This window comes from Vibrio sp. QJM3NY_26 (assembly GCF_057786005.1).
In genome coordinates, this window is record NZ_CM173515.1 from 2714771 (window position 1) to 2741398 (window position 26628).

17 protein-coding genes are annotated in these 26628 nt (G+C 45.4%); 9 read left to right on the plus strand and 8 right to left on the minus strand.

Going from position 1 to position 26628, the window contains the following annotated elements:
* Nucleotides 1–55 precede the first annotated feature (55 nt).
* On the minus strand, nucleotides 56–1240 hold the full coding sequence (locus AC3CH4_RS11980) for an NnrS family protein (RefSeq protein ID WP_488542994.1): 1185 nt from the start codon (nucleotides 1238–1240) through the stop codon (nucleotides 56–58).
* Nucleotides 1241–1548: 308 nt separating this feature from the next.
* Here AC3CH4_RS11980 and AC3CH4_RS11985 point away from each other — a divergent pair, with 308 nt between their 5' ends.
* Nucleotides 1549–2103, plus strand: a complete 555-nt coding sequence (locus AC3CH4_RS11985) for a gamma-glutamylcyclotransferase family protein (protein ID WP_004734419.1) — start codon at nucleotides 1549–1551, stop codon at nucleotides 2101–2103.
* A gap of 114 nt (nucleotides 2104–2217) precedes the next feature.
* Here AC3CH4_RS11985 and AC3CH4_RS11990 read toward each other — a convergent pair whose 3' ends face one another.
* The gene (locus tag AC3CH4_RS11990) at nucleotides 2218–2550 is read right to left on the minus strand and encodes a tRNA-binding protein (protein ID WP_004734420.1); all 333 of its coding nucleotides are present in this window, start codon (nucleotides 2548–2550) and stop codon (nucleotides 2218–2220) included.
* A 197-nt stretch (nucleotides 2551–2747) separates the two neighbouring features.
* Between AC3CH4_RS11990 and AC3CH4_RS11995 the strand changes: the two genes are divergently transcribed.
* The gene (locus tag AC3CH4_RS11995) at nucleotides 2748–3746 is read left to right on the plus strand and encodes a substrate-binding domain-containing protein (protein WP_017080052.1); all 999 of its coding nucleotides are present in this window, start codon (nucleotides 2748–2750) and stop codon (nucleotides 3744–3746) included.
* Between the two features lie 219 nt (nucleotides 3747–3965).
* Here AC3CH4_RS11995 and galM read toward each other — a convergent pair whose 3' ends face one another.
* The 4 genes from galM to galE all read right to left on the minus strand — a co-directional run bounded on the left by galM (nucleotide 3966) and on the right by galE (nucleotide 9008).
* Nucleotides 3966–5045, minus strand: a complete 1080-nt coding sequence (gene galM, locus AC3CH4_RS12000) for a galactose-1-epimerase (protein WP_017091092.1) — start codon at nucleotides 5043–5045, stop codon at nucleotides 3966–3968.
* Between the two features lie 177 nt (nucleotides 5046–5222).
* Nucleotides 5223–6383, minus strand: coding sequence for a galactokinase (gene galK, locus AC3CH4_RS12005; protein ID WP_488542995.1), 1161 nt, complete (start codon nucleotides 6381–6383; stop codon nucleotides 5223–5225).
* 288 nt (nucleotides 6384–6671) lie between these two features.
* Complete coding sequence (locus AC3CH4_RS12010) at nucleotides 6672–7727, minus strand: UDP-glucose--hexose-1-phosphate uridylyltransferase (RefSeq protein WP_488542996.1); 1056 nt, start codon at nucleotides 7725–7727, stop codon at nucleotides 6672–6674.
* A gap of 261 nt (nucleotides 7728–7988) precedes the next feature.
* On the minus strand, nucleotides 7989–9008 hold the full coding sequence (galE, locus tag AC3CH4_RS12015) for a UDP-glucose 4-epimerase GalE (protein ID WP_029225217.1): 1020 nt from the start codon (nucleotides 9006–9008) through the stop codon (nucleotides 7989–7991).
* Nucleotides 9009–9403: 395 nt separating this feature from the next.
* Here galE and ebgR point away from each other — a divergent pair, with 395 nt between their 5' ends.
* The 7 genes from ebgR to ygjK all read left to right on the plus strand — a co-directional run bounded on the left by ebgR (nucleotide 9404) and on the right by ygjK (nucleotide 21815).
* Nucleotides 9404–10387 (plus strand): transcriptional regulator EbgR, encoded by a 984-nt coding sequence (ebgR, locus tag AC3CH4_RS12020; protein WP_488542997.1) that lies wholly within the window; start codon nucleotides 9404–9406, stop codon nucleotides 10385–10387.
* Between the two features lie 324 nt (nucleotides 10388–10711).
* The gene (gene ebgA, locus AC3CH4_RS12025) at nucleotides 10712–13828 is read left to right on the plus strand and encodes a beta-galactosidase subunit alpha (RefSeq protein WP_488542998.1); all 3117 of its coding nucleotides are present in this window, start codon (nucleotides 10712–10714) and stop codon (nucleotides 13826–13828) included.
* Between the two features lie 3 nt (nucleotides 13829–13831).
* A complete protein-coding gene (locus tag AC3CH4_RS12030) occupies nucleotides 13832–14284 on the plus strand; it encodes a beta-galactosidase subunit beta (RefSeq protein ID WP_488542999.1) in 453 nt (150 codons plus the stop codon).
* 218 nt (nucleotides 14285–14502) lie between these two features.
* Entirely contained in the window at nucleotides 14503–15927 is a 1425-nt protein-coding gene (locus AC3CH4_RS12035) for an amino acid permease (protein WP_488543000.1), read from the plus strand.
* A 574-nt stretch (nucleotides 15928–16501) separates the two neighbouring features.
* Nucleotides 16502–17935: an amino acid permease gene (locus tag AC3CH4_RS12040; protein WP_017080740.1), complete on the plus strand. Its 1434-nt coding sequence runs from the start codon at nucleotides 16502–16504 to the stop codon at nucleotides 17933–17935.
* Nucleotides 17936–18341: 406 nt separating this feature from the next.
* A complete protein-coding gene (ygjJ, locus tag AC3CH4_RS12045; RefSeq protein ID WP_488543001.1) occupies nucleotides 18342–19406 on the plus strand; it encodes a protein YgjJ in 1065 nt (354 codons plus the stop codon).
* 15 nt (nucleotides 19407–19421) lie between these two features.
* Complete coding sequence (gene ygjK / locus AC3CH4_RS12050) at nucleotides 19422–21815, plus strand: alpha-glucosidase (RefSeq protein ID WP_488543002.1); 2394 nt, start codon at nucleotides 19422–19424, stop codon at nucleotides 21813–21815.
* A gap of 194 nt (nucleotides 21816–22009) precedes the next feature.
* On the opposite strand, the gene AC3CH4_RS12055 is transcribed toward ygjK, so the two are convergent.
* Together AC3CH4_RS12055 and AC3CH4_RS12060 are read right to left on the minus strand one after the other, a co-directional pair.
* On the minus strand, nucleotides 22010–25168 hold the full coding sequence (locus AC3CH4_RS12055; RefSeq protein WP_488543003.1) for a beta-galactosidase: 3159 nt from the start codon (nucleotides 25166–25168) through the stop codon (nucleotides 22010–22012).
* 162 nt (nucleotides 25169–25330) lie between these two features.
* Nucleotides 25331–26557: an ABC transporter substrate-binding protein gene (locus AC3CH4_RS12060; protein WP_114633945.1), complete on the minus strand. Its 1227-nt coding sequence runs from the start codon at nucleotides 26555–26557 to the stop codon at nucleotides 25331–25333.
* Nucleotides 26558–26628 lie beyond the last annotated feature (71 nt).

Here is a 26628-nt window from a genome sequence, read left to right on the forward strand (position 1 = left end):
CAAAAAAGGGAAGCTCAGTGCTTCCCTTTCAAAATGGGCTCGAAAATCAATACGCTTACCCAGGATGACCATCCACTCTTGGCGTTAAAAGCATCATGCCGAACTTCCAGATAAATAACCCGAATGCTAACGTCCATAAACCCGCGCTGATGTTCACCATCTCAAATAAATACGCTGGGAAGAATGTCACACCTACGCTGCGAACCAAAGCCGCGATAAAAATAGCCGAGAACGCTAACGCCATACTTGGCCCTTTATAGATAGCACGCCCCGTGTGCCCCATTGTCACGCGCGTAATCATCGCAAGAATTAATCCACTCAAACCGCCAATCGCAAACAAGTGCAGCATGTTGTGGCTCGCGAACGGGTTGTCTAATAAACCTCGTAGCAGCAAGCTTAAAGGGATACATAGGTAAGCCGCATGCAGCGACCACACCAAGGGCTCAGATAACGTAGTCCAAGGTTTCCAGCGGATAAAGCGCACCAATTGAGTCACACCTGCAAATACCATTAACTCATTGCCGACTTGAGCAAAGGTCAATGGGAAGAAGCTCAATACAAATAAACAAACCAAAGGTAGATTCGCTAACCATTCTAACCAAACCAGTGGTTGTGCTTTTTCAAAATCGAAGCGACGTGCCGTGAAGAACGGAATAACTCGCCCCCCCATCACTGATAGCAGCAAGGTAAACCACCACAACATCGCTTGCCAAACTGCAGACGATGGAAATGGAGGCATACCCTTAATAGTTGCGTAACTAGCAAAGTTCGCCACGATAGCCAATATAAACAGCGGTACAAAGAATAGATTCTTCCAGCCTTTCGATTTCACAACTCGGAAACCAATTTCGTAAGCGGCGAAGATTAAGAACAACGCCTCAACCGATGAGATCAGCCATAACGGTGCGGGGGTCCAAAATAGAATACGCGGTGCAAGCCATAATCCCACCAGAGCAGCCAATCGATAATGCTTAGTGCCATTGACTCCAGTCCACGTTTGCACCGCCGTTAAAACAAAGCCGACCACAATCGCCATGGCAAAGCCAAACAGCATTTCATGCACATGCCACCAAAGCGCCGGTACTTTTAGCATTTCTGGCTGACCGTTTTGGAACATGATGACCCAAGCCACAATCGCGATCACAGCATAGAGACTGCCTAAAAAGAAGAAAGGTCTAAAACCTAATCGAAGATATGCAGGAATCGCATCTTCTACACTTTTATCTGTGATATTTAACAAACTCGTTCCTCACTTCAGATAACAAGCCAAGAGTGGCTTCTGGGAATTGCTATTTCATAGTCAAATTCATGATGCAGTAATCATCACTGCAATATTGCCTAACGTAATGCATGAAACGCGCCAAAGGTATAAAGCCAATAAAAACAAGCAACAAGGAGTCTTTACGCTTCAAAAAAGTGTCAATTAAACACGCCCCATAAAAGTCATTTGGACTCACAAGTGTGTAAACTAAAAAACTACTGACATTTGATGAAGCCAAACATATAGTAAGACTAGTCTTAAATACAAAAGAACAGACAGGGAACGCGATGTATATTTTTGGTTATGGTAGCTTGATCAACTCCTCTTCTCGTCAACTCACAGGTCAAACAGGACAAGCGATTCCTGCGATAGTGCATGGCCTAGTTCGTCACTGGAGTAAGATCGATGACAGCTATGTTTTGTCACCTTTGATCGTGAATCTCGGTGAGGGACAAGTGAATGGAGTTTTACTTGAGGTGGATGATATTGCGCTGACTGAGTTTGATCGCCGTGAGCGTGGTTATCACCGAATCGAATTAAAGGCCTCTCAGATAGAAAGCCAAAATGAGTTTAAACAGGATCAATCGATCTGGGTTTACATCAAAGACGAGATTCAAGCACCTTGCGAAAACAGCCCTATCGTTCAAACCTATGTCGATACGGTATTAGCAGGATGTTTAGAAGTGTCTGAAAGCTTTGCGGCGCACTTTGTTCAACACACACAAGGTTGGCATCACCCATTAGAAAATGATCGCCACCAGCCTAAATACGGCAATCTTGCTGGGGTTTCAGATCACCACCACAGTGTGATTGATGGCTTGATACTGACTGTTCGAAGCTAGTTGATGTACGTTATTAATGGATGTAGATAGTTAATTGATCTACACAGTTAATTAATCTACATCGCGAGTTAACCTAGGTTGGTGAACTGGATAGTTCACCAACCTAAAGCGATCTTAAACGACACGAATACCTGCAGGCATCGCACGTTCCGGTGTCAGCAATACACTTTCAGATTCATCTTCCGTTTCGGCACATAACAACATGCACTCAGAAGTGTGGCCTCTCATCTTCGCCTTCGCTAGATTACACAAAACAACAACCTGCTTACCCATCAACTCTTCTTCTGTGTAATAAGGGACTAGGCTGGTCACCGTTTGTAGTGTTTTCTCACCGATATCCACTTGCACGATGTACAGTTTGTCTGCGTTTTCATGACGCACAACTTCAATGATCTTACCCACACGCATTTCTAACTTAGCAAAGTCACCATAAGAGACAGTATCCATTTCTCACTTCCTATATTGATTTATTTTCACTCATTAAATTATTTACTAAAATTAAGTAAAATGTAAATGTTTACACTAGCATTAAGCCTAATAATTACAAGCGGTAAAGATCTCATTACTGGAAGTAAAATGAGAGTTTCGTTGCCTTGCACTCATTGTCGGTGTTAAATAGATGCAGCAATGTATAGAGGTTAAAAATGGCAACAATTAAAGATGTCGCAAGGGAAGCTGGTGTTTCTGTTGCAACCGTATCTCGAGTCGTGAATAAGTCTCCGAAGGCAAGTGCGAACTCAATTGAATCCGTCACCAAAGCGATGTCTAAACTCGGCTATCGCCCGAATGCCAATGCTCGCGCGCTGGTAAGCCAGAGCACCAATACCGTCGGTGTGTTGGTTGGTGATATCTCCGATCCTTTTTTTGGCACGCTGGTTAAGGCTGTCGATAATGTCGCTCGTGAGAACGGAAAGCATATCCTCGTCGGTAATGGCTCACACGATCGTGAAGAAGAAAGACAAGCGATTGAGTTACTGATCAATAGCCGTTGCGACGCCTTAGTGATCCACTCAAAAGGCCTGACAGACGAAGAACTGATCGCCTATGCAAAAGAAGTCAAAGGCTTAGTGCTGATCAATCGCTATATTGCTGAGATTGCCAACCGTTGTATTTTCTTGGACAACAAGAAAGGCGCGTATCTTGCGACTGAATATCTGATCCGTCATGGTCATAAAAATATTGCCTGTATCGCTTCATCGCACAGCATTGAAGATGCCGATGAGCGTGTACAAGGTTACTTGTCAGCACTCTCGGATTACAAAATAGCGTTATCTGACAGCTATATTGAGTACTCAGCTCCCACCAGTGAAGGGGGTGAATACGCCATGACCAACCTTTTGACTAAATCACTGCCAATCACAGGCATTGTTGCGTACAACGATTACATGGCGGCAGGTGCTTTATCTGTCCTAGATGAAAACGGTATTCAAGCGCCGGACAAAATGTCGATCATCGGTTTCGATGATGGCTTGATTGCACGCTATGTTCATCCAAAGCTAACCACCATTCGCTACCCGATTCAGATGATGGCAGAGAAAGCGACACGACTCGCGTTGCACTTAGCCAAAGGTGAAAACACCTCAACGGAGCCAATGATGTTCTCTCCTACTTTGGTGCGCCGTAATTCGGTAGAGAAAATCTAAGTTCTGGTCAACTCACCAAACAACAAACAAAAAAAAGCCCTAACAGAATCGCTTCTGTTAGGGCTTTCCTACCTTACTCGGATACCCAACAATCACGCTTAATAAACCGCACTCTTGTTGAGCGCCACTTTTGCTCATCCCCCAAGAACAACGCGATAACTCACATCGTTCTATTCACAAACAAAAGCAATTGGCATAACCGTTTTGAGCTAGAGCGTACTAGTTTGAAGAATCCCCCGAAAATTCAAACTGGTAACAGGTACGGTAGTTATATTCTTGTTCAGGCTTGAGAATACAACTGTCCTGCTTCCACTCTGGGTGGTTAGGAGAGTCAGGTAAGAACTGGGTTTCTAACGCCAATCCAGCGTAGTCTTCATAGCTGCCACCACTTCGGTTTGGTGTACCACCAAGCCAGTTTCCGGTGTATAGCTGCATCGCAGGTTTGGTTGAAAATACTTTTAGTGTGACGAGCGCATCTGGTGACGTTACGGTAGCTGCGCATTGAGTGCGCTTACAGCCATCAGCCAATAGGAAAGAGTGGTCGTAACCCTTTGCTGCTTTCTGCTGTTCATCACCCAACAAACGCTCTGAGATCATCATAGGCTGATTGAAGTCGAAGCTGGTCGATTTCACCGATTTAAGGTTGCCTAATGGAATTCCTACCGAGTTGGTCGGTAAGAACTGATTGGCGTTGATGCTCACAATGTGTGACAAACAATCGTGCCCGGCTTCTGCACCAAGTAGGTTGAAGTACGCATGATTCGTTAGGTTGACCACGGTTGGCTTGTCTGTGGTTGCAGAGTAATTAATTGAAACTCGATTGTCTTCGGTAATGTCATAACGCACCGACACATTCAAATTCCCCGGAAATCCTTGGTCGCCATCAGCAGACTCTAGAGTGAACACCACTGACGTTTCGCTTTGCTCGGCAATATTCCAACGACGTTTATCAAAACCGTTCGGACCACCATGTAAAGTATTGCCCGCTTGGTTGGTTTCCAGCTTGTAGTTTTGACCATCAATTTTGAAACGACCATTGGCTATGCGGTTAGCATAACGACCAACAGTTGTACCCATATAGCTGGCTTGTTTATCGAAGTTCTCCATTGAGTTAACACCCAACAAAACCTCTCTTTTATTTCCCTTTACTGGCAGGATACAGCTCAACCATGTTGCACCAATGTCCATGAATGTCACTTCCATGCCACGCGTATTTGATAGCGTCACTAACTGAGCGGGTTGGCCATCATAGGCTGGAGTTTGTGTCATGGATTGATGCAGGTTTTGCTCTTGTGTCATTCTAAATTCCTTCTAGTGCCAGTAAAAAGCCTCTACCTGAAATAAAGGCTTTAGCATTTGGCCTACCATGATCTTTTTAGTTGGTAGGCCCAATCTTTAAAGCATGTGTTTCAAAGCGTAAAGTTTAAAACGTAACATCTCTAGCATTAAGTCTTGAAACATTAAATTGCGAAGCGCTTAGATTACTTCAACTAAGCCTGCTCCGTCTTTCGCTTGGCACACATAAATAGATTCTTTTAGACCCGTCGCCGCTTGATATTTCTGCTCAACGGTTGTTTTAATTTCATCAACCAATGCAGGTGGAACCAATGCCACAATACAACCACCGAAACCACCGCCAGTCATACGCACGCCACCTTGGTCACCGATCACGTGTTTTACCAGCTCAACTAAGGTGTCGACTTCTTTGACTGTAATTTCAAAATCATCACGCATTGACGCATGTGATTCAGCCATCAATTCGCCCATGCGTTTCATATCATGAGTACGCAGAGATTGAGCCGCTTCAACGGTACGGTCATTTTCAGTGATCACGTGACGGGCACGTTTCGCGACCATTTCATCCAACTCAGACTCTTTCGCTTTGAACTGTTCAATAGTCACATCACGAAGTGCAGGAACACCAAAGATGCGCGCCGCTTCTTCACACTGTTCACGACGCGTGTTGTATTCGCTGTCGACTAAGCCACGTTTCTTGTTTGAGTTGATGATAACCACAGCCATATCTTCAGGCATAGAAACCGCTTGAGTTTCTAGGCTACGACAATCCAAAAGCATCGCATGATTTGCACGACCTTCAGCTGAGATCATCTGGTCCATGATGCCGCAGTTACAGCCTACAAATTCATTTTCGGCTTGCTGACCATTAAGCGCCACTTCGGCTTGGCTGATCTCTAGGTTGTAAAGCACCTTGAATGTCTGACCGATGACCACTTCCAGTGCCGCAGAAGAACTTAAACCTGCACCTTGAGGCACGTTGCCCGTTACAGAGATGTCTGCACCTGTAAATTCAAAACCACGACCTTTTAAGCACTTCACCACACCACGAATGTAGTTAGCCCACATCTTATCTTGTTGGAATGTGATCTCTTGAGTTAAGTCGAACTCATCCACTGCATTACCGTAGTCTACTGATACTACGCGCACGATGTTGTCGTCACGCTTAGCCGCTGCCACTACCGTTTGGTAGTTAATGGCACACGGTAGAACAAAACCATCGTTGTAGTCGGTATGCTCGCCAATCAGGTTCACACGACCTGGCGCTTGAATAATATGAGTCGCTTGGTAACCAAGGACTTGCTCAAAAGATGCTTTCACGTTTTGGATTAGGTCAGACATAAGTAAACTCTCTGGTTAAACTCTTTGTTCAATTGGTTATGGCCCCTTTACGGCACCACTTTAATTCTTTTAGATCCCCTATCTCGTTCGTCTCTCACTGTAGGGAATGACAACATCGGCGTCTAAGCTTCTAAAACCTTAAGCTCCTAAGCTCCTAAGCTCCTAAGCTCCTAACTTACTAGGCCTTTCACCTGCCGTCATTCCAGAATCGAGGGACGAGATATCAGGAATCTCGCTTTTTTATTTAGTAACCGAGTTATCGATTAGTTTTACTATCAACGAAACAGGCTAATCCTGCTCTTTGTAGTGAACGTCACTCAAATCACGCAGACGCTGCGCCGCTTGTTCTGCGGTTAAATCACGCTGAGACTCAGCCAACATTTCGTAGCCAACCATGAACTTACGAACTGATGCGCTGCGTAGTAGCGGTGGGTAGAACAACGCGTGTAGCTGCCAATGGTCGATGTCAGTACCTTCTTCGAAGAACGGCGCATAGTGCCAGCCCATTGAGTAAGGGAATGAGCATTGGAACAAGTTGTCGTAACGGCTCGTCAGCTTCTTAATCGCAAGCGCTAAATCATCACGTTGTTCGTCAGTCAGTTCGCTCATACGGCGGATGTGTGTTTTTGGTAGCAACATGGTTTCAAATGGCCACGCAGCCCAATAAGGCACCACAGCAATCCAATGTTCAGTTTCAACCACAGTGCGAGAGCCGTCTTTCATTTCAGCTTCAACGTAATCCACTAAAAGATTCGAACCTTGTTGTTCGAAGTACTCTTTTAACAGTTTCTCTTTGCGTTCAATCTCGTTGGGTAAAAAGCTGTTTGCCCAGATCTGACCGTGTGGGTGTGGCTGAGAACAGCCCATGGTCTCGCCTTTGTTTTCAAACGCTTGAACCCATAGGTAATCTTTACCTAGCTCTTCAATCTGCTCGTTCCAGGTATCAATCACACCACGGATTTTATTCACTGGCAGCTCTGGCAGCGTTTTGCTGTGATCCGGAGAGAAACAGATCACGCGGCTAAACCCACGTACACCTTGAGTCTTGAATAAAGGGTTATCAGACTCTGGAGCATCAGGTGAGTCAGGCATCAACGCCGCGAAATCATTACTGAATACATAAGTGCCATCGTAATCTGGGTTTTCGTCACCCGAGATACGCGTATTGGTCGGGCACAAGAAACACTCTTTCTCATACGCTGGAAGCTGCGCTGTCGATGGCTTTTCATCTTGGCCACTCCAAGGACGTTTTGCTCGGTGCGGTGATACTAAGATCCACTGACCCGTTAATGGGTTATAACGACGGTGCGGATGGTCTACTGGGTTAAATTCAACTTTTGACATGTTTAGATTGCTCTCAAATTTTGTGTCTTGGTCAATTCCACCAAGATGAATAATTCTTCTACAAGGAGATTCCCTATCACGCTCGCTCCTCGCTGTAGGGAATGACGTGTGATCTCGTTGTGCTATTTGCGCAAAGGCAACCGCTTCATAGCCTTATGCTCATCCGTCATTCCAGAATAGAGGCACGAGATATCTGGAATCTCTCTTCATCTGTATTCCCCAAAGAAATTGGAGTTGCAGCTAACAACGCTGCGGCTTCAATTACGAAGGAGAATAGCCGTTCGGGTTATTCGACTGCCAATTCCACGTATCCGCCGTCATTTCCATCACGCTGCGAGTCGCCTTCCAGCCTAGCTCGCGTTCCGCTTTTTCAGTGCTTGCCCAACATTCAGCAATATCACCAGCACGGCGTGGACAAACTTCATAAGGAACAGGTTTGCCTGATGCTTGTGCAAAGGCTTCTACCATTTCCAAAACACTTGAACCTTTACCGGTGCCTAGGTTGTAGATATGTAGACCCGCCTTCTCACCAACCGCTTTTAATGCCGCAACATGACCATCGGCTAAATCCATCACATGAATATAGTCACGAACACCCGTGCCATCGACTGTTGGGTAATCGTTGCCAAATACAGCCAATTTTTCACGGCGCCCTACTGCTACTTGAGCAATGAATGGCATTAAGTTATTCGGGATACCTTGTGGGTCTTCACCCATGGTGCCAGATTGATGCGCGCCCACTGGGTTGAAGTAGCGTAATAACGTCACACTCCAATCATTTTCGGCGTTAAATAAATCACTTAAGCACTCTTCAACCATGTACTTACTGCGACCATAAGGGTTAGTCGTTGCTCCCGTTGGCGAATTTTCAGTAATTGGCACGACTTCCGGATCACCGTAAACGGTCGCTGATGAGCTAAATACGATGCTTTTCACACCCGCTTTCTTCATGCTGCGAGCAAGAACCAAAGAACCATTTACGTTGTTATCGTAATATTCCAAAGGCTTAGAGACCGATTCGCCAACCGCCTTAAGTCCAGCAAAGTGAATCACCGCTTGGATGTTATTTTCAGAAAAAACAGTATCTAGAAAAGCTTCATCACGAATGTCGCCAAGATAAAAAGTTGGTCGCTGACCAGTTAACGATTCAATTCGCTCAAGAACCAGCTCTTTACTGTTGCAAAGGTTGTCTACAATGATTGGTTCCATACCAGCTTGCATCATTTGAATGCATGTATGACTTCCGATGTAACCCATGCCGCCTGTAACCAGTACTTTCACAATCAACCTCTCTTTGTTGTCATTCGTGGCGTCACTCGAACCGATATTCAATTCAATAGCACCCTATGACAGAAATAGTAGCAGCCATTTTGACTATATTTCTGTGATCAAAACCACGAAGTGTAAACGTTTACACTAACAGTTAAAGTTGATGGCGACTGTGATATAGAAAAACATAATAGTTATTCACATCTAATCCATTGAATTTTAATAAGATAATTATAGATAGTTAATTATGAGATACAGACTAGGCGCTGAGGATTTATTTTACTAAAAGTTAATGCAATGAACTCCAGTTTGATTACAATAGGTCTGTAGAATAAAGAGGTGCATTGCTTTTTTACTAAAGATGGTTTGTTTAAAGCAACGCAATGTTCCAACAACAGGAAGTGAGTATGGCAACGTTAAAAGATATCGCAACTGAAGCGAATGTTTCATTGGCTACAGTTTCACGGGTTCTCAATGAAGATCCTACATTAAGCGTCAAGGAAGAGACCAAAAGGCGTATCTTTGAAATTGCAGAGAAGTTGGAATACAAAACCAGCAGCTCACGAAAAGCCGTTAGCAGTAAAAAACAAAATCACCACTTCCTTGCCTTGTATAACTACAAACAAGAAGCAGAGGTTAACGACCCTTATTACCTATCAATTCGCCACGGGATTGAAACCCAATGTGAAAAGATGGACGTTAAGCTAACCAACTGTTATGAAAGTAAAATAAATATACATTCAAGCCCTATCACTGGCGTATTGCTGGTAGGAAGAATGACACCAGAAGTTATCGAGCAAGCAAAAAAACTCAGCGACAATATCTGTTATGTCGATTTCACGGATCACTCAGAACCTTATGATTCTGTCGATATTGATCTGGCTTTGATCAGTAAAGAGATCACCAACTTCTTCATCAACCAAGGTTATCAGCGAATTGGTTTTATTGGCGGGCAAGATAACGTCAACACACCTGATATTCGTGAAGTCGCTTTTGCTGAATATGGTGGCCTGAAAAATGTCGTCAGTGAGCAAGACATCTACCGTGGAGACTTCTCTAGCTCATCAGGCTACAAGCTTGCAAAGCAGATGTTAGCAACCGGTGACTATCCGAAAGCGATGTTCATTGCGTCAGATTCAATCGCAATTGGCGTTTTACGAGCCGTTCATGAACACGGATTAAACATTCCTCAAGATATTGCGCTCATTAGTGTAAACGACATCCCAACGGCTAAGTTTACCTTCCCATCTTTATCTACCGTTCGTATTCATTCTGAACTGATGGGAATTCAAGGCGTTAACCTACTTATTGAGAAAGTTCGTGACGGTCGCACTATCCCGCTACGAGTCTATGTTCCAAGTAAATTAAAACTGCGTGATACGACTAAATAGCTAGTTATATCAGATAGATAAATTAAGGCTGCCTTTATTGTAGGTGGCCTTTTTTGTGCCTTTCACATCGCCAGCGTAAGCATACCCTTCCCTTTCACCTACTTAAGTTAAACACCAAATAGCATTCTTTTAAGTGGATCACACCGCACCGTAAAAAGCCCACAAAAAACGTGATGAAGTTAAAGTAAAACGTTTTCACTAATTTCATTTAGTAAAACTTTTACTAATAATTACCTCAGTCCAAAAATACTCGTATTCACTACGACCCAATTACGCATAAGAACGTCGGTCAGCAAACTGCATTCAGACCGAGAGAGAGGCAACGTGAACAACTGGGAAAACTTCCTGAACTTACATGAGAACCGTATGGCACCGCGTGCATACTTCTTCTCGTACGCATCAGAAAAAAATGCAAAAACGTTTCAGCGTGAACTTAGCAGCCACTTCCAACTATTGAGTGGCCAATGGAATTTCAGCTACTTCACCAATCCATTATTGGTTCCTGAAGAGTTCTACTCTCAGGAAATGAGCGACTGGGGAAACATCACGGTTCCAAACATGTGGCAAATGGAAGGCCACGGCGATCTTCAATACACAGATGAAGGTTTCCCATTCCCAATTGATGTGCCTTTCGTACCATCAGATAACCCTACGGGCGCTTACCAACGTTCTTTCTTCCTAGGCGAAAGCTGGGACGAGAAGCAAACCATCATCAAATTTGATGGTGTAGAGACCTACTTCGAAGTTTACGTAAACGGTGAGTACGTTGGTTTCAGCAAAGGCAGCCGCCTAACCGCTGAGTTCGATATCTCTAGCCACGTAAAAGCAGGGAACAACCTACTTTCTATTCGTGTGATGCAGTGGGCCGATTCAACCTACATTGAAGACCAAGACATGTGGTGGACGGGCGGTATCTTCCGTGATGTTTACCTTGTGGGCAAAGAACAGCTGCACGTTCAAGACGTAACGGTTCGCACTGATTTCGACGACGCTTACCAAAGCGCTACCCTATCGTGCAAAGTGGTACTAGAAAACCTAGCAGCAGCAACAAACGCAACCCTTGAGTACGCATTGCTTGATGGCGGCCAAGTTATCTCGCAAGGCTCAGTTGATAACCTAGCCGTTCCTAATCGATTGACTGACGGCAATGCGAATACTCAATTCTCTATTGATGTGGTTAACCCTGTTCAATGGAATGCTGAAAACCCTTACCTGTACCAACTGCTGCTTACGCTGAAAGAGGCTGATGGCAAGGTGTTGGAAGTAATTCCGCAGCGCGTTGGTTTCCGTGATATTAAAGTTCGCGATGGCCTGTTCTACATCAACAACAAGTACGTGATGCTGCACGGTGTAAATCGTCACGACAACGACCACCTAAAAGGTCGTGCTGTCGGCATGGATCGCGTAGAGAAAGACTTGGTACTGATGAAGCAACACAACATCAACTCAGTACGTACAGCGCACTACCCGAACGACCCACGCTTCTACGAACTGTGTGATATCTACGGCCTATTCGTGATGGGCGAAACCGATGTTGAAACACACGGCTTTGCTAACGTTGGCGACCTAAGCCGCATCACTAACGATGCCGCATGGGAAGCGGTGTTTGTTGAACGTATCGAACGTCACATTCACGCTCAAAAGAACCACCCTTCTATCATCATGTGGTCGCTAGGTAACGAGTCTGGTTACGGTTGCAACATCCGATCTATGTACGATGCCGCAAAAGCGATTGATGACACGCGTCTGGTTCACTACGAAGAAGACCGTGATGCTGAAGTGGTAGACATTATTTCAACCATGTACTCACGTGCTCAACTGATGAATGCCTTCGGTGAATTTCCACACGAAAAACCGCGCATCATTTGCGAATACGCACATGCAATGGGTAACGGCCCTGGCGGTTTAACCGAATACCAAAACGTGTTCTACAAACATGACGCAATTCAAGGTCACTATGTTTGGGAATGGTGTGACCACGGCATTTTAGCACGTGATGAAGCGGGTACTGAGTTCTACAAGTACGGCGGTGACTACGGTGACTACCCGAACAACTACAACTTCTGCATGGATGGTTTGATCTACCCAGACCAAACGCCAGGCCCTGGCTTGAAAGAGTACAAACAAGTCATCGCGCCTGTGAAGATCCGTGACTTCAACGCAGAAGACGGCACCTTCACCGTTGATAACAAACTGTGGTTCTCAAACATCGATGATTACACCATCACTGCGGAAATCCGTGCTGAAGGTGAAACGGTTGCAGTACAACACATCAAAGTAGAAGAGCTGGCTGAAAACTCTAGCCGTGAACTAACGCTTAGCTTACCAAAGCTAGATGAGCGTGAAGTGTTTGTGAACTTTACGGTTCGTAAGGACTCTCGTACTTCATACAGCGAAGCAAACCACGATATCGCGGTTTATCAATTCCAAGCGAAAGAGAACACAGCACAGCTAGAAGCATTCACTAGCAGCAATGCAACGACATTGAATGTTGAAGAGTCTCGCCTTTCTTACCTAATCAAAGGCCACAACTTCGCTCTGAACTTCTCGAAAGTGAACGGCAAGCTGACGTCATGGTTAGTGAATGGCGAAGAACTGATTAAATCGGAGCCCAAGCTAAACTTCTTCAAACCAATGATCGATAACCATAAGCAAGAGCACGATGGTTACTGGGAACCTGCACACCTACAAATCATGCAAGAGCATTTTCGCACGCTAAACGTGGAAGAGAGCAACGGCAAGATTGAGATCACCACCACCAGCATCGTTGCTCCACCAGTATTCGATTTCGGCATGCGTTGTGAATATCGCTACCAGATCAGTGCTGAAGGTCAGCTAAACGTTGAGCTAAGTGGCGAACGCTACGGTGATTACCCACACGTGATTCCAGTGATTGGTTTCGACATGGGCATCAACGGTGATTTCGACCAAGTTCAATACTACGGCCGCGGACCTGAAGAGAACTACCAAGACAGCAAACAAGCCAACATGATTGATGTGTACCAATCTACGGTAGCTGACATGTTCGAGAACTACCCGTTCCCACAAAATAACGGTAACCGTCAGCATGTTCGTTGGGCAGCGCTTTCAAGCCGCGCGGGTAATGGTATTGCAGTAAAACCACAGCAAGAAATCAATTTCAGCGCATGGTTCTACACCAATCAAAATATGCACCAAGCACAACACACGATTGAGCTAGAGAAAAGCGGTTACATCACGCTAAACCTAGACCACCAAGTAATGGGCTTAGGTTCAAACTCTTGGGGCAGCGAAGTGTTGGATTCTTACCGTGTTTACATGGATGAATTCCGCTACGGCCTAACACTCGTTCCATTCCAAGCGGGTGACTGTAATGCGCAGCACCTAATCAATCACAACTTTGGTGATGAGTTCTTCACGGTGAATACGCCAAAAACTCAACCAAAACTGAACGAGGCATAAGCGATGATCGTTTTAGACAACCTAGAGCAGTTTAAAGTCGTTTACCGCGACGGTCGTAAATGGCAACGCTGTGTAGAAGCAATTGAAAACATAGGCAACATCAAAGATGGCGTGATGTATTCGATTGGTGACTCACTGGCTTACATCATTGAAGACGGTGTGGCACATAACACAGAAAACTTCACTGGTAACCGCCGTTACTTCGACGTGCATTACTACCTAGAAGGTCGTGAAACCGTCGAGTTCGCAGCCAAATCAGAGTTAGAGCAAACCCAAGCTTACAGCGATGAAACCGACCGTGAACACCTAATGGGAAACGGTGAGACTTGTGAGTTAGTTGAAGGCCAAGTAGCGATATTTGATAACAGCAAAGCTTACCGATTCCACGGTGATAACCGAGTTCGAAAAGTAGTACTGAAAGTGACTATCGAAGACGGTTACTTCCTTAATAAGTAAGTAACCGAAACTAAGTAAGTAACTGAACTAAATAAGTAACCGAAACCAAGCTGCCGAAGCTAAACAGCCGAAAGCAGCAACAACAAGATCTATTCACAGTGTGTACTGAGGCTTGCCGTTCAAGGCTCAGTCACACTGCATAAAGCCTCTCTGCTCCTTCCCTACAAAGTAGCCTAGAGAAATAACGACTATAATTATGTGATTCCTCGGAGGACACTATGTCTGAATCTGTACGCGGTAAGTTAGGTAAATTTGCCTTACTCTCCATGACATTTGCAGCGGTATTTAACGTTCGCAACATCGTAAATAACAACATCGAATTGGGATTGAGTTCAGCCCCTATCTTTTTGCTTGCCACTCTTATTTACTTCATTCCATTCGTATTCATTATTGCTGAGTTCGTATCAGCAAATAAAAATTCCGAGTCAGGCATGTACGACTGGCTTAAACAACCACTAGGCTCAAAAGCGGCCTATTTAGGTTCGTTCCTCTACTGGTTCGTTAACCTATTCTGGTTTGTGTCACTGCTACCCAACGTTATCTCTTATGCGTCTTACGCGATGTTAGGGTACGAATACGCTTTCTCTCCAATTGTCACCTCGGCAATCTCAATTGGTCTATTTGCGGCTGCGACACACATATCAACCAAAGGCGCGAGCTGGTTAGGTAAGATTGCAGAAATCGTAGCATACGGTGTATTTGCGCTGTTCGCGGTTTACGTTATCGGCGCCATGATGGCACTAGGCGGTAACCATGAACCTGTAGAGCCAATCACTCTTGAAGCCATGACACCAACCATCAACTGGGCAACGCTAGGTATTATGTGTTGGATCTTCCAAGCCGCTGGTGGTGCAGAAACCGCAGCCGCTTACCTAAACGATGTTAAAGGTGGTCATAAGTCTTTCATCAAGGTGATCATCAGCGCGGGTATCGCTATCGGCATCATGTACGCAGTGGGTTCTCTATTAGTTAACGTATTCGTTGCTCGTGACGAATTAACTTATGCTGGCGGTATGGTTGAAATCTTTACTGGTATGGCGAACTACTTCGATATTTCACAATCTCTAACAGGTCGCTTCGTCGGTATTATCCTATTCGTTGCGATGTTCGGTTCGATGATGATGTGGACTGCAGCTCCCGTTAAAATTCACTTCTCTGAGATCCCTCAAGGTGTTTACGGTGAGAAGACAACTGAGCTTAACGAACACGGTGTGCCTGTGCGTGCAGCATGGTGGCAGTTTGCGTTCGTATTCGTAATGCTAGTGGTTAACGGCTTCGGTTCTGAATCAGTACAAGACATGATGAACACAGCAATCAACCTCACAGCAGGTACAGCAATGCTACCGCCTATCTTCATCATGGTGGCTTACTTTGTGTTCCGCTTGAAGCATGACGATACACCACGTGACTTCCGCATGGGTACTCGAGTTCAAGGTATGTCTGTTGTGTCAGTACTTATCGGTATCTTTGTTGTAAGCATGACGGCATCAGCATTCCCAACGGGTGTAGACTTAATGCAAGCGTTCTTCGTCAACGTATTTATGACGGCTGTATTCTCAGCTATCGCTTGGTGGTGGATCTCTCGCTTTGAAAAGAAGCAAGCAGGTAAAGATGCAAAGCTAGAAGCGGCTAAACAATCGTAATACTTAGCAGCATTAGAACCAATTTCAAAAGCGCCTGTCATGGCGCTTTTTTGTTTTAAATCAGACAATTAAAAACCAACACCCAAAAATAAAAACGCCATTCCGTCAAGGATTTACTTCACGAAAAACGTTAATTAAATCGTAATAAAACCCGAACAAAAACAAAGGTAAAACATTAACTAAATTTATTTACTCAAGGTCACATATTTGATCAATTTTGATTAACTTCCCGCCGCTTAATCTTTAATCTTCTTGCTGAAGAGACGAACGAGTTCATATTTAAAAACGACAAAAAGCCCCTACAAGCCTTACAAATCGTCGTTCATGAAACAAACAATCTCTTTGATGAACCTCTTAACCTTTAACTCTTTGTTTTGGTAATAACTTTACTGAAAATCAAGAAAGAAAAGCGCTAAGAAGTCCGATCGTAAATCTATAAAAACAACAATGAGCCAACCCTGACAAAACAAAGCGGGTGTTTGCCAAACCAACATAACAATAAAAGTGCGGCCTAGAGCCTCCCTCTCTAGGACCAAGTTATAACGATCATCAACGTGATTCACCGGAGAACATCATGTCCGAAAATAAACGCAGTACGATAGGCAAGTTTGCCCTACTGTCTATGACCTTCGCGGCGGTATACAGCTTCAACAACATCATTAACAACAACATCGAGATAGGCCTTTCCTCGGCACCGATGTTCTTTCTAGCCACCATCTTTTACTTTGTGCCTTTTTGTTTGATCGTCGCAGAGTTTGTGTCACTGAATAAAAACTCTGAAGCGGGCGTTTATTCTTGGGTTAAAAGCTCTCTAGGCGGCCGCTGGGCGTTTATTTCGGCTTATACCTACTGGTTTGTTAATCTGTTCTTCTTCACCTCTCTGCTGCCTAGAATCATCGCTTATGCGTCGTATGCGTTCTTAGGGTTTGAGTACATATTCACGCCAATCACCACGGCGATCCTCAGTACCATTTTGTTTGCGATTGCTACGCACATTTCAAACAATGGCGCGAAACTACTAGGCCCCATCACCTCACTAACATCGTCGCTTATGTTGTTGCTAACAATGTCTTACATCTTGTTGTCTGGCGGTGCTTTGATCGGTGGTATCGAGCCAGCAGACCCAATCACCATTGAAGCGATGACACCAAGCTTTAACTGGGCATTCCTTGGCGTAATCACTTGGATCTTCATGGCGGCTGGCGGTGCAGAATCGGTAGCGGTTTACGTCAACGACATCAAAGGTGGTCACAAGTCTTTCGTTAAAGTGATCATCATTGCCGGTATCTTCATTGGTGCGCTTTACTCGGTGGGTTCAGTACTAGCAAACGTGTTTGTGTCGCGAGAAGAGCTTAAATTTACTGGCGGCTCAGTGCAGGTATTCGAAGGGCTAGCACGACACTTTGGGTTGTCTGAAATCCTAATGAATCGCTTTGTGGGCGTGGTTTCATTCACGGCGATGCTAGGCTCTCTGCTGATGTGGACAGCGACTCCGGTTAAGATTTTCTTCTCAGAGATCCCTAAAGGTATCTTCGGTGAGAAAACGGTCGCTCTAAACAAACAAGGCGTTCCAGAGCGTGCGGCTTGGATTCAGTTCTTGATTGTGATTCCACTGATGTTCATTCCGACACTGGCGTCCGATACGGTTCAAGATCTGATGAGTACCATTATCAACATGACAGCTGCAGCATCGATGTTGCCACCGCTATTCATCATGATCGCGTACCTTAATTTACGTTTGAAGTTGGATCACTTACCTCGTGATTTCAGAATGGGCTCACGTATGACAGGCATTACCGTGGTCTCGATTCTGATCGGCATTTTCACTGTTGGCTTCTTTGCGTCAACCTTCCCAACAGGCGCTGACATCATGACCATCATCTTCTACAACGTGGGCGGGATTGTTATCTTCCTTGGCTACGCGTGGTGGAAGTACGGCAAATATGAAAAAAGCTTATCTCCAGAAGAGAAAAAACTAGAGGCAAAACCTGAACCGGCGAACGCTTAGTTTTCCCTGCACTCTGATTTAAACTTCAGGCACTCGCATTTGGTGAGTGCCTTTTTATTTGTCGGTACATTTCCACTAACCATCTCGATTAAATCAAAGCCATTCAAGAAACAAAGCATTCAAACCAACAATCTAACCACCCATCAAATAATTCACCTCCCGAATACTTACAACCCTAGCCATACCTCTGCAAATTCAACTGAAAGTCAAAATAAAAACAAAGTAAATATTTACTAAAAACAGATCACACTTTTAAGCCTAATTAATTTTAAACATCAAAATTATCATTAATATTGGTTTTGCGATCGTAAGTAACCTGACCAATACGCCTTGAAGAGCACCCCATATTAGAAGTCAGAACTGCTTGCGAACCTTCATTTACAACCCCGACACAGAAGTGATTAAAATGAAAAGTAGTTTTACTAAAAACACTCTTATTACAAGCTGTATTCTTGCTGCCTTAAGTACCACTGCCCACGCGGAAGAGTCCGCAGCAAACCACAGTGATACTCAGCCTCCTCAGACAGAAACTGAAACCCTATTTAACTTTTATGGTGAGCTTGGCCTTGGTGGTCACGTGGCACTCGAAGGTGATGATAAAGGCCGCTACGCAGACGGTACTTACATTGAAGCTGGCTTGGCTATCGAGCACGGTAATTGGTTTGGTCTTGCTTATATGGAAGGCTGGACAGTACAAGCCGACGACGAAGGCAATGCTTGGGCAACGGGCCACGGCTGGGGCGGCTTTGAAGGTGGTTTCAACCGCTTTTACGCTGGCTACCGCACAGATAACAAAACAGAATTCATGATTGGTCGTATGGACTCTTCATTAGATGACGTTCAATGGTGGGGTGACCCTACGGTTGAATACGGCTACGCGATCTCAAACACGCGAGACGTGCACCTTGGTGTGAAGATTCAAAACCTAGAAGGCAAGCTTCGCTACAGCGTTTCTTTCGCGCCAGAGTCTGACTTCTCGGAAGACGATGCTCTTGTTCACTTCGGTAAATACGACAGCTTCGCAGACCAATGGAAAAATAAGAACGCCATGGTCAATGGTTACCTCCAATACGATCTGACCGACGACTTAACCTTAATGGGTGGCGGTGAAGTTCGTAACAACGATGGTGGCGAACTATTGCTATTGGGTGCTGAGTACAAAAACTTCGCCACTCGAGTTTGGCACGATACCGATAAAGGCAACCAAGAGTCTTTCGGTAGCGAGTCTGGTATTCAAACCAGTGCATGGTACGAAGCTGCACAAGGCGTTTACCTATCTGCAGCCTACAACTACGTAAACTTTGACGGTGACAATGGCGACAAAGAAATCACCTCTTACATCAATGCTGGCGTTTGGTACGAATACGGAAACGGTGCATTTGCGACTGCTTTCGACAGCCGCTTTGGCGTAGGCAGCGACACTGAAATCGGCGACGCGCAAGTGTTCGCAATGCAATACTTCTACTGGTAATAACAGGAACTCATCATGAAACTGAATAAATCATTCGCAGCTCTCGCTATTGGCGCAGCCCTTGTTGTTACTGGCTGTACATCAAACTCCATCTCTGGCTCAAGTTCTGATGCAGAGCAACTGCAAGCAAACGAATTTAAGAACGTTATCAACCGTACTGGCTCGCCAGAATACATGCGTGATTACGACTTCGATGACCATCAGCGTTTTAATCCATTCTTCGACTTAGGTGCATGGCACGGTCACTTGCTACCAGACACAGCTGAAGGCATGGGCGGCTTTCCAGGAACGGCACTGCTTACTGAAGAATACATTAACTTCATGGCAGATAACTTTGACCGCCTAAGCGTGTTCAAAGATGGCAAAAAAGTCGCATTCACCATGGAAGCTTACAGCCTACCGGGCGCATTGGTTCAGACACTAAAATCTGACGATGTAACGGTAGAAATGACGATGCGTTTTGCTTCAAACCGTACCTCTCTGCTAGAAACCAAAATCACTACCGACTCCCCAGTAGAACTGGTGTGGGATGGTGAACTGCTAGAAAAGACACACGCGAAAGAAGGCGTAGCACAAACCGACAAAACAATCGCTGAAACTTACCCTGAGTATGACCGTCAAATCGTCGCGACCGACGATGGCCTAAAGGTGACCTTCGGTAAGGTTCGTTCGACATGGGATCTACTGACTTCTGGTGAGTCTGAGTACCAAGTTCACAAGTCGATTCCAACACAAACCACAGTGGATGGTTTAGCGTTTACTTCAACCGCAAACATTGAAGCATCGACCACCATCTACACTACTTACTCGCATATTCTAACGGCAGAAGAAGCGCAAGCAGAACAGCCTAAAATCAAAAAGATCATGGCAAACCCTACCGACTTCTTAGCGGCATCAGCAGAACGTTGGGAAGGCTATCTTGAGATGGGTTTAACCAACCCGAACGCGACACCAGAGCAAGAGCGTGTTGCGGTTAAAGCGATGGAAACCCTAAACGGTAACTGGCGTGGCGCTGCAGGTGCGATGGAGTTTGACTCTGTGACACCATCCGTGACGGCGCGTTGGTTCTCGGGCAACCAAACTTGGCCTTGGGACACATGGAAGCAAGCCTACGCAATGGCTCACTTCAACCCAGATGTAGCGAAAGATAACATCCGCGCGATGTTCGCTTACCAAATTCAGGCTGACGATGCCGTTCGTCCTTGGGATGAAGGTTACGTGCCCGATCTACTCGCTTACAACCTAAGTCCAGAACGTGGCGGCGATGGCGGTAACTGGAATGAACGTAATACCAAACCAAGCCTAGCAGCATGGGCTGTAATGGAAGTCTATAAGACCACCAGCGATGAAGCTTGGCTCGAAGAGATGTATCCAAAGCTAGTGGCATACCACGATTGGTGGCTGCGCAACCGTGACAACAACGGTAACGGTGTTCCAGAGTACGGCGCAGCACGCGACAAAGCACACAACACACCTGAAGGCGAAATGTACTTCACTGTGGTTCGTGGCGATAAGCACGAGACAATTATAGGCCAAGCTGCACTGGATAAAGTGATTGCTGAAGGTAAGTACGATTACATCGAAAGCCCAGCACAAACAGCCGCGTCTTGGGAGTCAGGTCGTGACGATGCAGCCGCATTTGGTTTCATCGATAAAGATCAGCTAGACGCGTATGTGGCGAATGGCGGCAAGCGCAGCGATTGGGATGTTGAGTTCGCTCAAAACCGTGCTGAAGATGGCACGCTACTTGGCTACTCACTACTGCAAGAATCTGTCGATCAAGCAAGCTATATGTACAGCGATAACAAGTACCTAGCAGAAATGGCTGACATTCTTGGTAAAGACGCAGAAGCGAAAGAGTTCCGTGAAAAAGCTGAGCATCTATCGAACTACATCAACACCTGTATGTTCGACGAAGGCACTAACTTCTTCTACGACATTCGTATCGAAGACAAACCACTAGCGAATGGCTGTGCAGGTAAACCGATTGTAGAGCGTGGTAAAGGCCCTGAAGGTTGGTCACCATTGTTCAATGCTGCTGCCACTCAAGCTAACGCTGATGCAGTTGTCTCTGTAATGAAAGATACAGAAGAGTTCAATACCTACGTTCCACTAGGCACAGCGGCGCTTTCTAGCCCTGCATTTGGCCCAGATATTTACTGGCGTGGACGTGTATGGGTGGATCAATTCTACTTCGGCCTAAAAGGCATGGATAGCTACGGCTACCGTGACGATGCGATTGAAATGGCAGGTGCGTTCTTTGACCACGCCGATGGATTAGTTCAAGACGGTCCAATCCGTGAAAACTACAACCCACTAACCGGCGAACAACAAGGCGCACCAAACTTCTCTTGGAGTGCGGCTCACTTGTACATGCTTTACAACGATTTCTTTACTGACGCAGAGTAAATCGAACCTTTTTACCTGTCCTCTGAGATTCATTAATACACCGGTTCAATAAGATACTGCGAATTAACAAATTTCAGGCTTTGGCACTCAGCGTTATGTTGAGTGCCTTTTTTATATCTGAAGCCAAATAATCGAACAAACAAGCATTTAGACTATTTGGCCTACTATGATCCTTTTACTTTATTCGCTGTACTTTAACCGTTCTCACCACAATAGAAGCGCACCTGATAATGGTAATGCTCTTTCAATAATTTGTATTCATCATGGACACTTGGCGTCCATGAATCGTCGCCGCCGACACCCATATGGAAGCCATCGACATAAACAAACAGCTGTTCTTGTTCGGTTAAGTCACAAGTATGCTTTGCCTTCTGTAGCTGCTGTAACCCAAAACGACTGACTGAGAAATGGAAGTCTCCTTGCAGTTCAAATGCGCCCACTTTTGCCTCGCGAACATCACAACGCAAGCCGCAATCAGAAGGGAAAATATACGGGGTATGCATTTGTTCAATGTTCTGCTGATATCGCCCTATATGGGCTGACATTTTTCGATCTGGGTAGTTTTCGTGTGGCCCACGACCAAACCATTCCACCCCATCAGGCACATGGTTCAAAGCAAACTCAAAACCGACTCGTGGCAGAGACGGCAAACCTTTCGCCGCTTGAACATCCACATCTAACTTAACCTCACCATCGGTAAATAATTGGTACCGCCAAGTCGACAACAAACGAACCTGCTCTTCCACTGTATGAGCAATGATTGCCGTCACCGACACCCCGTTTTTCTGAGTGATGGATGAAAATTCGATACATTCTGGAGTGAGCCTATCCAACCTCATCGCCTGCCAGCGTGCTATCCATGAATTGGGGTCGACGCGGTTTGCTTCACTGACACCGATATCGTTGTCCAATGGTGCACGATAAAAGTTATCTCGAAGACCACTAGCAAGCTGTTCCACGCCTTTGATTTTCCAGCTCTCTAGTGTCCCAGATAATCTGTCAAACTCTACTTGATAAGTATCACCACTCACCGTCAGCAGCGCATAGGTTTCAGTCACTTTCGGTGGAAGTTGAGAGAGGTTGGCATCCAACATCAATTGCGGCTGAGTAGGTAAGCTAAACTGTTCAGTCGCCGTCACATGACCTTTATTCGCCCACGCAGTATTGGCATTTAATACTACTTCAAGATTGAGGTAATTAAGCGCATTGGCCGTATGAGGAATAGTCACACCATTAAGCTCTATCTGAACACTCTCGCCCGCACCAACCATCAATTCGATACAACCATCGCTCGTGACCACACCATTCTGGGTAACCGTCCAATTCAACGTTTCAACCCTGCTGGTCACAAATAGGTGTTCGCTGTGTACCTCAATCACCAGTGGTGATGCAGAAACCAGCTTGAACAGATAAAACTGTTGCGCCTTTTTCACTTCATGCAGCGTTGGATGAACCGTTCGATCTGGGAATACCAAACCATTAATGCAGAACTGGCGATCATTAATATCGTCGTCGAAATCACCACCGTATCCCCAATACGGCTTGCCGCTCGAATCGGTTTTTGTGATCCCTTGATCGACCCAATCCCAGATAAATCCGCCCTGTAATCTTGGGTTGTCTCTAAACGCCTGCCAGTATTTATCAAAGCTACCTAGACTGTTCCCCATTGCATGGGCGTACTCACAGAGAATAAGAGGACGATGCTCGTTTGGTAGAGCGATCGCTTTGCGAATGCCCACGCGAGGTGTCACTTCAGGTTGACTCTCAACAACAGGTAAATCCCAATCAACACGTGCATACATTGGGCACAAGATATCGGTCGCTGCTGTATCTGCCCCGCCACCTTCATACTGAACGGGACGTGTTGGATCAGTTTGTTTCACCCATTGATACATCGCATGGTGATTACGACCAATCCCCGACTCATTACCCAACGACCAAATGATCACGCTGGCGTGGTTTTTATCGCGCTCCACTAACCTTGTCATTCGTTTCATGTACGCATTCAACCACGACGAATCATTAGACAGTCGACACATCGGAAACTGACCATGGGTTTCCACATTAGCTTCATCAACCAGATACAGGCCATACTCATCACACAATTCATACCACAATGGGTGATTCGGATAATGAGCGGTTCTCACGGCATTGAAGTTGTTTTGTTTAAGTAGTTTGATGTCTTGAATCATCCCTTCACGAGTCATGGTGTGACCCAATTCAGGGTGATGTTCATGGCGATTCACACCACGAATCAGCAACGGCTTACCGTTAACTTTGAGTAAACTATCGGTAATTTCAATACATCGAAATCCGACATCGTAAGCCTCACAATCGACAAGCTCATCATGTTCATTGAGCAATGACACCACACAGCGATATAAGTAGGGTGACTCGGCACTCCACTTGTTCGGGTTCACCACTGAAATGCGGTGTTCAGCGACTTCAGACCAAGGCCCTTTCTCATCCACCACTCGCTCACCTAAGCTAACAGTTTGAGACTCAGAGATGAGTTGCCCCTGCGCATCAAACAGTTCGACTTTAACTCGGTTTATTTGTTGATCTTGGTTAGCTTGGTTAGCTTGGTTAGCGTGATTATCTTGAGCTGATGAATTTGGTTTCGATATTTGTGTCGACACCTTCAAACACGCATCTCGATAACAAGCGTGCAATTGGGTTTCAACCCGAACATCCTCAATGGCGACTTTTGGTTTTCTCAATAAAGTAACGTCGCGGAAGATACCACTCAACCACCACATATCCTGATCTTCTAGATAAGAACCATCGGACCAACGCAGCACCATCACCGCTAAGGTGTTGTCTCCCGCCTGTAGGTAATCAGACACATCAAATTCAGCAGGTAAACGGCTATCTTGCGAATACCCAACCCACTTGCCGTTACACCACACATGGAACGCTGAGTTAACGCCATCAAAAGTGAGTCGGTGAGTGTCCAATAACGCGTGCTCTGCGCAATTAAAACGCGTGCGATACAGCCCTGTTGGATTGTCGGTTGGCACAAAAGGCGGTTTGTCATCGAACGGGTATTTCACATTGGTGTATATCGGTTTATCAAAACCCTGCATCTGCCAATTGCTTGGTACTTCGATCTTCTCCCACAATGAATCATCGAAATGTTCAGACACCGACTCCTCCGTCACGAACTCAGGCGCATCGAACAACTGAAATTTCCATTCACCATTAAGAGAAACTTTACGTGGTGAATTTTTGGTGAGCGCTTGTACGAGTGAGGTGTAAGCATTGAGAGGAGCGTGCGCCTCAATGACATTGTGGTGAGTGATGTGTTGGTTTTCCCATTCACGGGCAGAGATGATTTGAGAGAAAGTTCTCATGGAGTGTTCCTTACGATAAACCGTTCAAAGTGAATCATTGCAAGTGATACTCAGTGCTCCATAACATTCAAACATGACGAACACCAACGAATCAGCACTGGCAATAATCCCTAGAGAGACAAAAGAAAAGCCGCAGCGAGAACCGCTGCGGCGAATAACACATTACTTAAAGGCGCGCTTACTCACCTTATCGAGTTTCTTCAATATTTTTTCGATGCGATCAGGGTGAACCATAAACTCTTGGAAGCCCTTCATGCCTTCTTTAGCCATCGCAGGATCGGTATCACGGTCATAGAACTGAGCCGTACCATCAGTAGAAGCCAGCATTGCTACACCTTTATCTAAGAACGGATCAGACTTCGCTTTGGCTTTATTGTTGGTCGGGATTTGTAGCAACATCTCATTGATAAGTTGCTGATTTTCCGCACGCGCAACAAACTCTAGGAACTTACGCGCATCTTCTTTATTTTTCGCTTTAGAAGGAATGTGCAACGTATCCATTGGCGCATCTTCTGACATCGGAACACTTGGATCGATCACAGGGAATTGGAAGAAGTCCATCTTGCCATCTAATTCAGCCGGGAAGTTTGGCGTAATGAAGTTACCCATTAGATACATCGCCGCCTTGCCGTTATACAAGAATGGCTGAGCTTCTTGCCAAGAATAAGAGGCGTGATTTTCTAAGTAGTAACCAGGCTCAACAAGCTCTGCCCAGTTAGCGAACGTTTTCTTCACTCGCTCGTCAGAATAAGGCACCTTGCCTTCCATCAACTGAATGTGAAAATCCAAGCCGTTGGTACGCATGTTGATGTAATCAAACCAACCTGCTGCAGTCCACAAGTACTTAGTACCAATAGCAAACGGTGCAACCCCATTTTCTTTAAGCGTTGCCGATGCCGATTTCAAATCATCCCATGTTTTAGGTTCAGCAATTCCATACTGCTCAAAGATGTCTTTGCGGTAGTAGATACCCCATTGATAATACGTATATGGCACACCAAATTGCTTTCCGTTGACCGTCATTGCAGGTGCGGCTGACGCAAAATCTTGCTGCATATTGTTGTCAGCCCAAATGTCACTCACATCTTCGAACAAGCCACGGTCAACGAATGCTTTCATTCGGTTACCCGCATACCAAAAAACCACATCCGGCGGCGAAGTGACCAACCAATTACGAATCGTTGTTTTATACGACTCGTGATCGTACAAGTTGTACTTGACCGTAATATCTGGGTTTTCTTTTTCAAAGCGGTTGATGATCTCACCCCACGCTTCTTTCGGCGCTGGATCAGAAGCATCTGAGTTGATGACTAAGGTTCCTGCAAACGCTGTTGTAGAAACGGAGGCAGCAAGCACTGCCGTAGCAGCGATATGTTTCACGTATTTCATATTGAGGTCCTTGTTATAGAGCTAAGCTCACTAAGTCCAATTTTTATTGTTTTGTCTCGTAGGGTTATGCG

Bases quoted from the DNA above. Each gene is read 5' to 3' on its own strand.
- AC3CH4_RS11985 (WP_004734419.1), top strand. From the start codon at position 1,549: ATGTATATTTTTGGTTATGGTAGCTTGATCAACTCCTCTTCTCGTCAA.
- AC3CH4_RS11990 (WP_004734420.1), bottom strand. From the start codon at position 2,550: ATGGATACTGTCTCTTATGGTGACTTTGCTAAGTTAGAAATGCGTGTG.
- AC3CH4_RS11995 (WP_017080052.1), top strand. From the start codon at position 2,748: ATGGCAACAATTAAAGATGTCGCAAGGGAAGCTGGTGTTTCTGTTGCA.
- galM (WP_017091092.1), bottom strand. From the start codon at position 5,045: ATGACACAAGAGCAAAACCTGCATCAATCCATGACACAAACTCCAGCC.
- galK (WP_488542995.1), bottom strand. From the start codon at position 6,383: ATGTCTGACCTAATCCAAAACGTGAAAGCATCTTTTGAGCAAGTCCTT.
- AC3CH4_RS12010 (WP_488542996.1), bottom strand. From the start codon at position 7,727: ATGTCAAAAGTTGAATTTAACCCAGTAGACCATCCGCACCGTCGTTAT.
- ebgR (WP_488542997.1), top strand. From the start codon at position 9,404: ATGGCAACGTTAAAAGATATCGCAACTGAAGCGAATGTTTCATTGGCT.
- AC3CH4_RS12030 (WP_488542999.1), top strand. From the start codon at position 13,832: ATGATCGTTTTAGACAACCTAGAGCAGTTTAAAGTCGTTTACCGCGAC.
- AC3CH4_RS12035 (WP_488543000.1), top strand. From the start codon at position 14,503: ATGTCTGAATCTGTACGCGGTAAGTTAGGTAAATTTGCCTTACTCTCC.
- AC3CH4_RS12040 (WP_017080740.1), top strand. From the start codon at position 16,502: ATGTCCGAAAATAAACGCAGTACGATAGGCAAGTTTGCCCTACTGTCT.
- ygjJ (WP_488543001.1), top strand. From the start codon at position 18,342: ATGAAAAGTAGTTTTACTAAAAACACTCTTATTACAAGCTGTATTCTT.
- ygjK (WP_488543002.1), top strand. From the start codon at position 19,422: ATGAAACTGAATAAATCATTCGCAGCTCTCGCTATTGGCGCAGCCCTT.
- AC3CH4_RS12055 (WP_488543003.1), bottom strand. From the start codon at position 25,168: ATGAGAACTTTCTCTCAAATCATCTCTGCCCGTGAATGGGAAAACCAA.
- AC3CH4_RS12060 (WP_114633945.1), bottom strand. From the start codon at position 26,557: ATGAAATACGTGAAACATATCGCTGCTACGGCAGTGCTTGCTGCCTCC.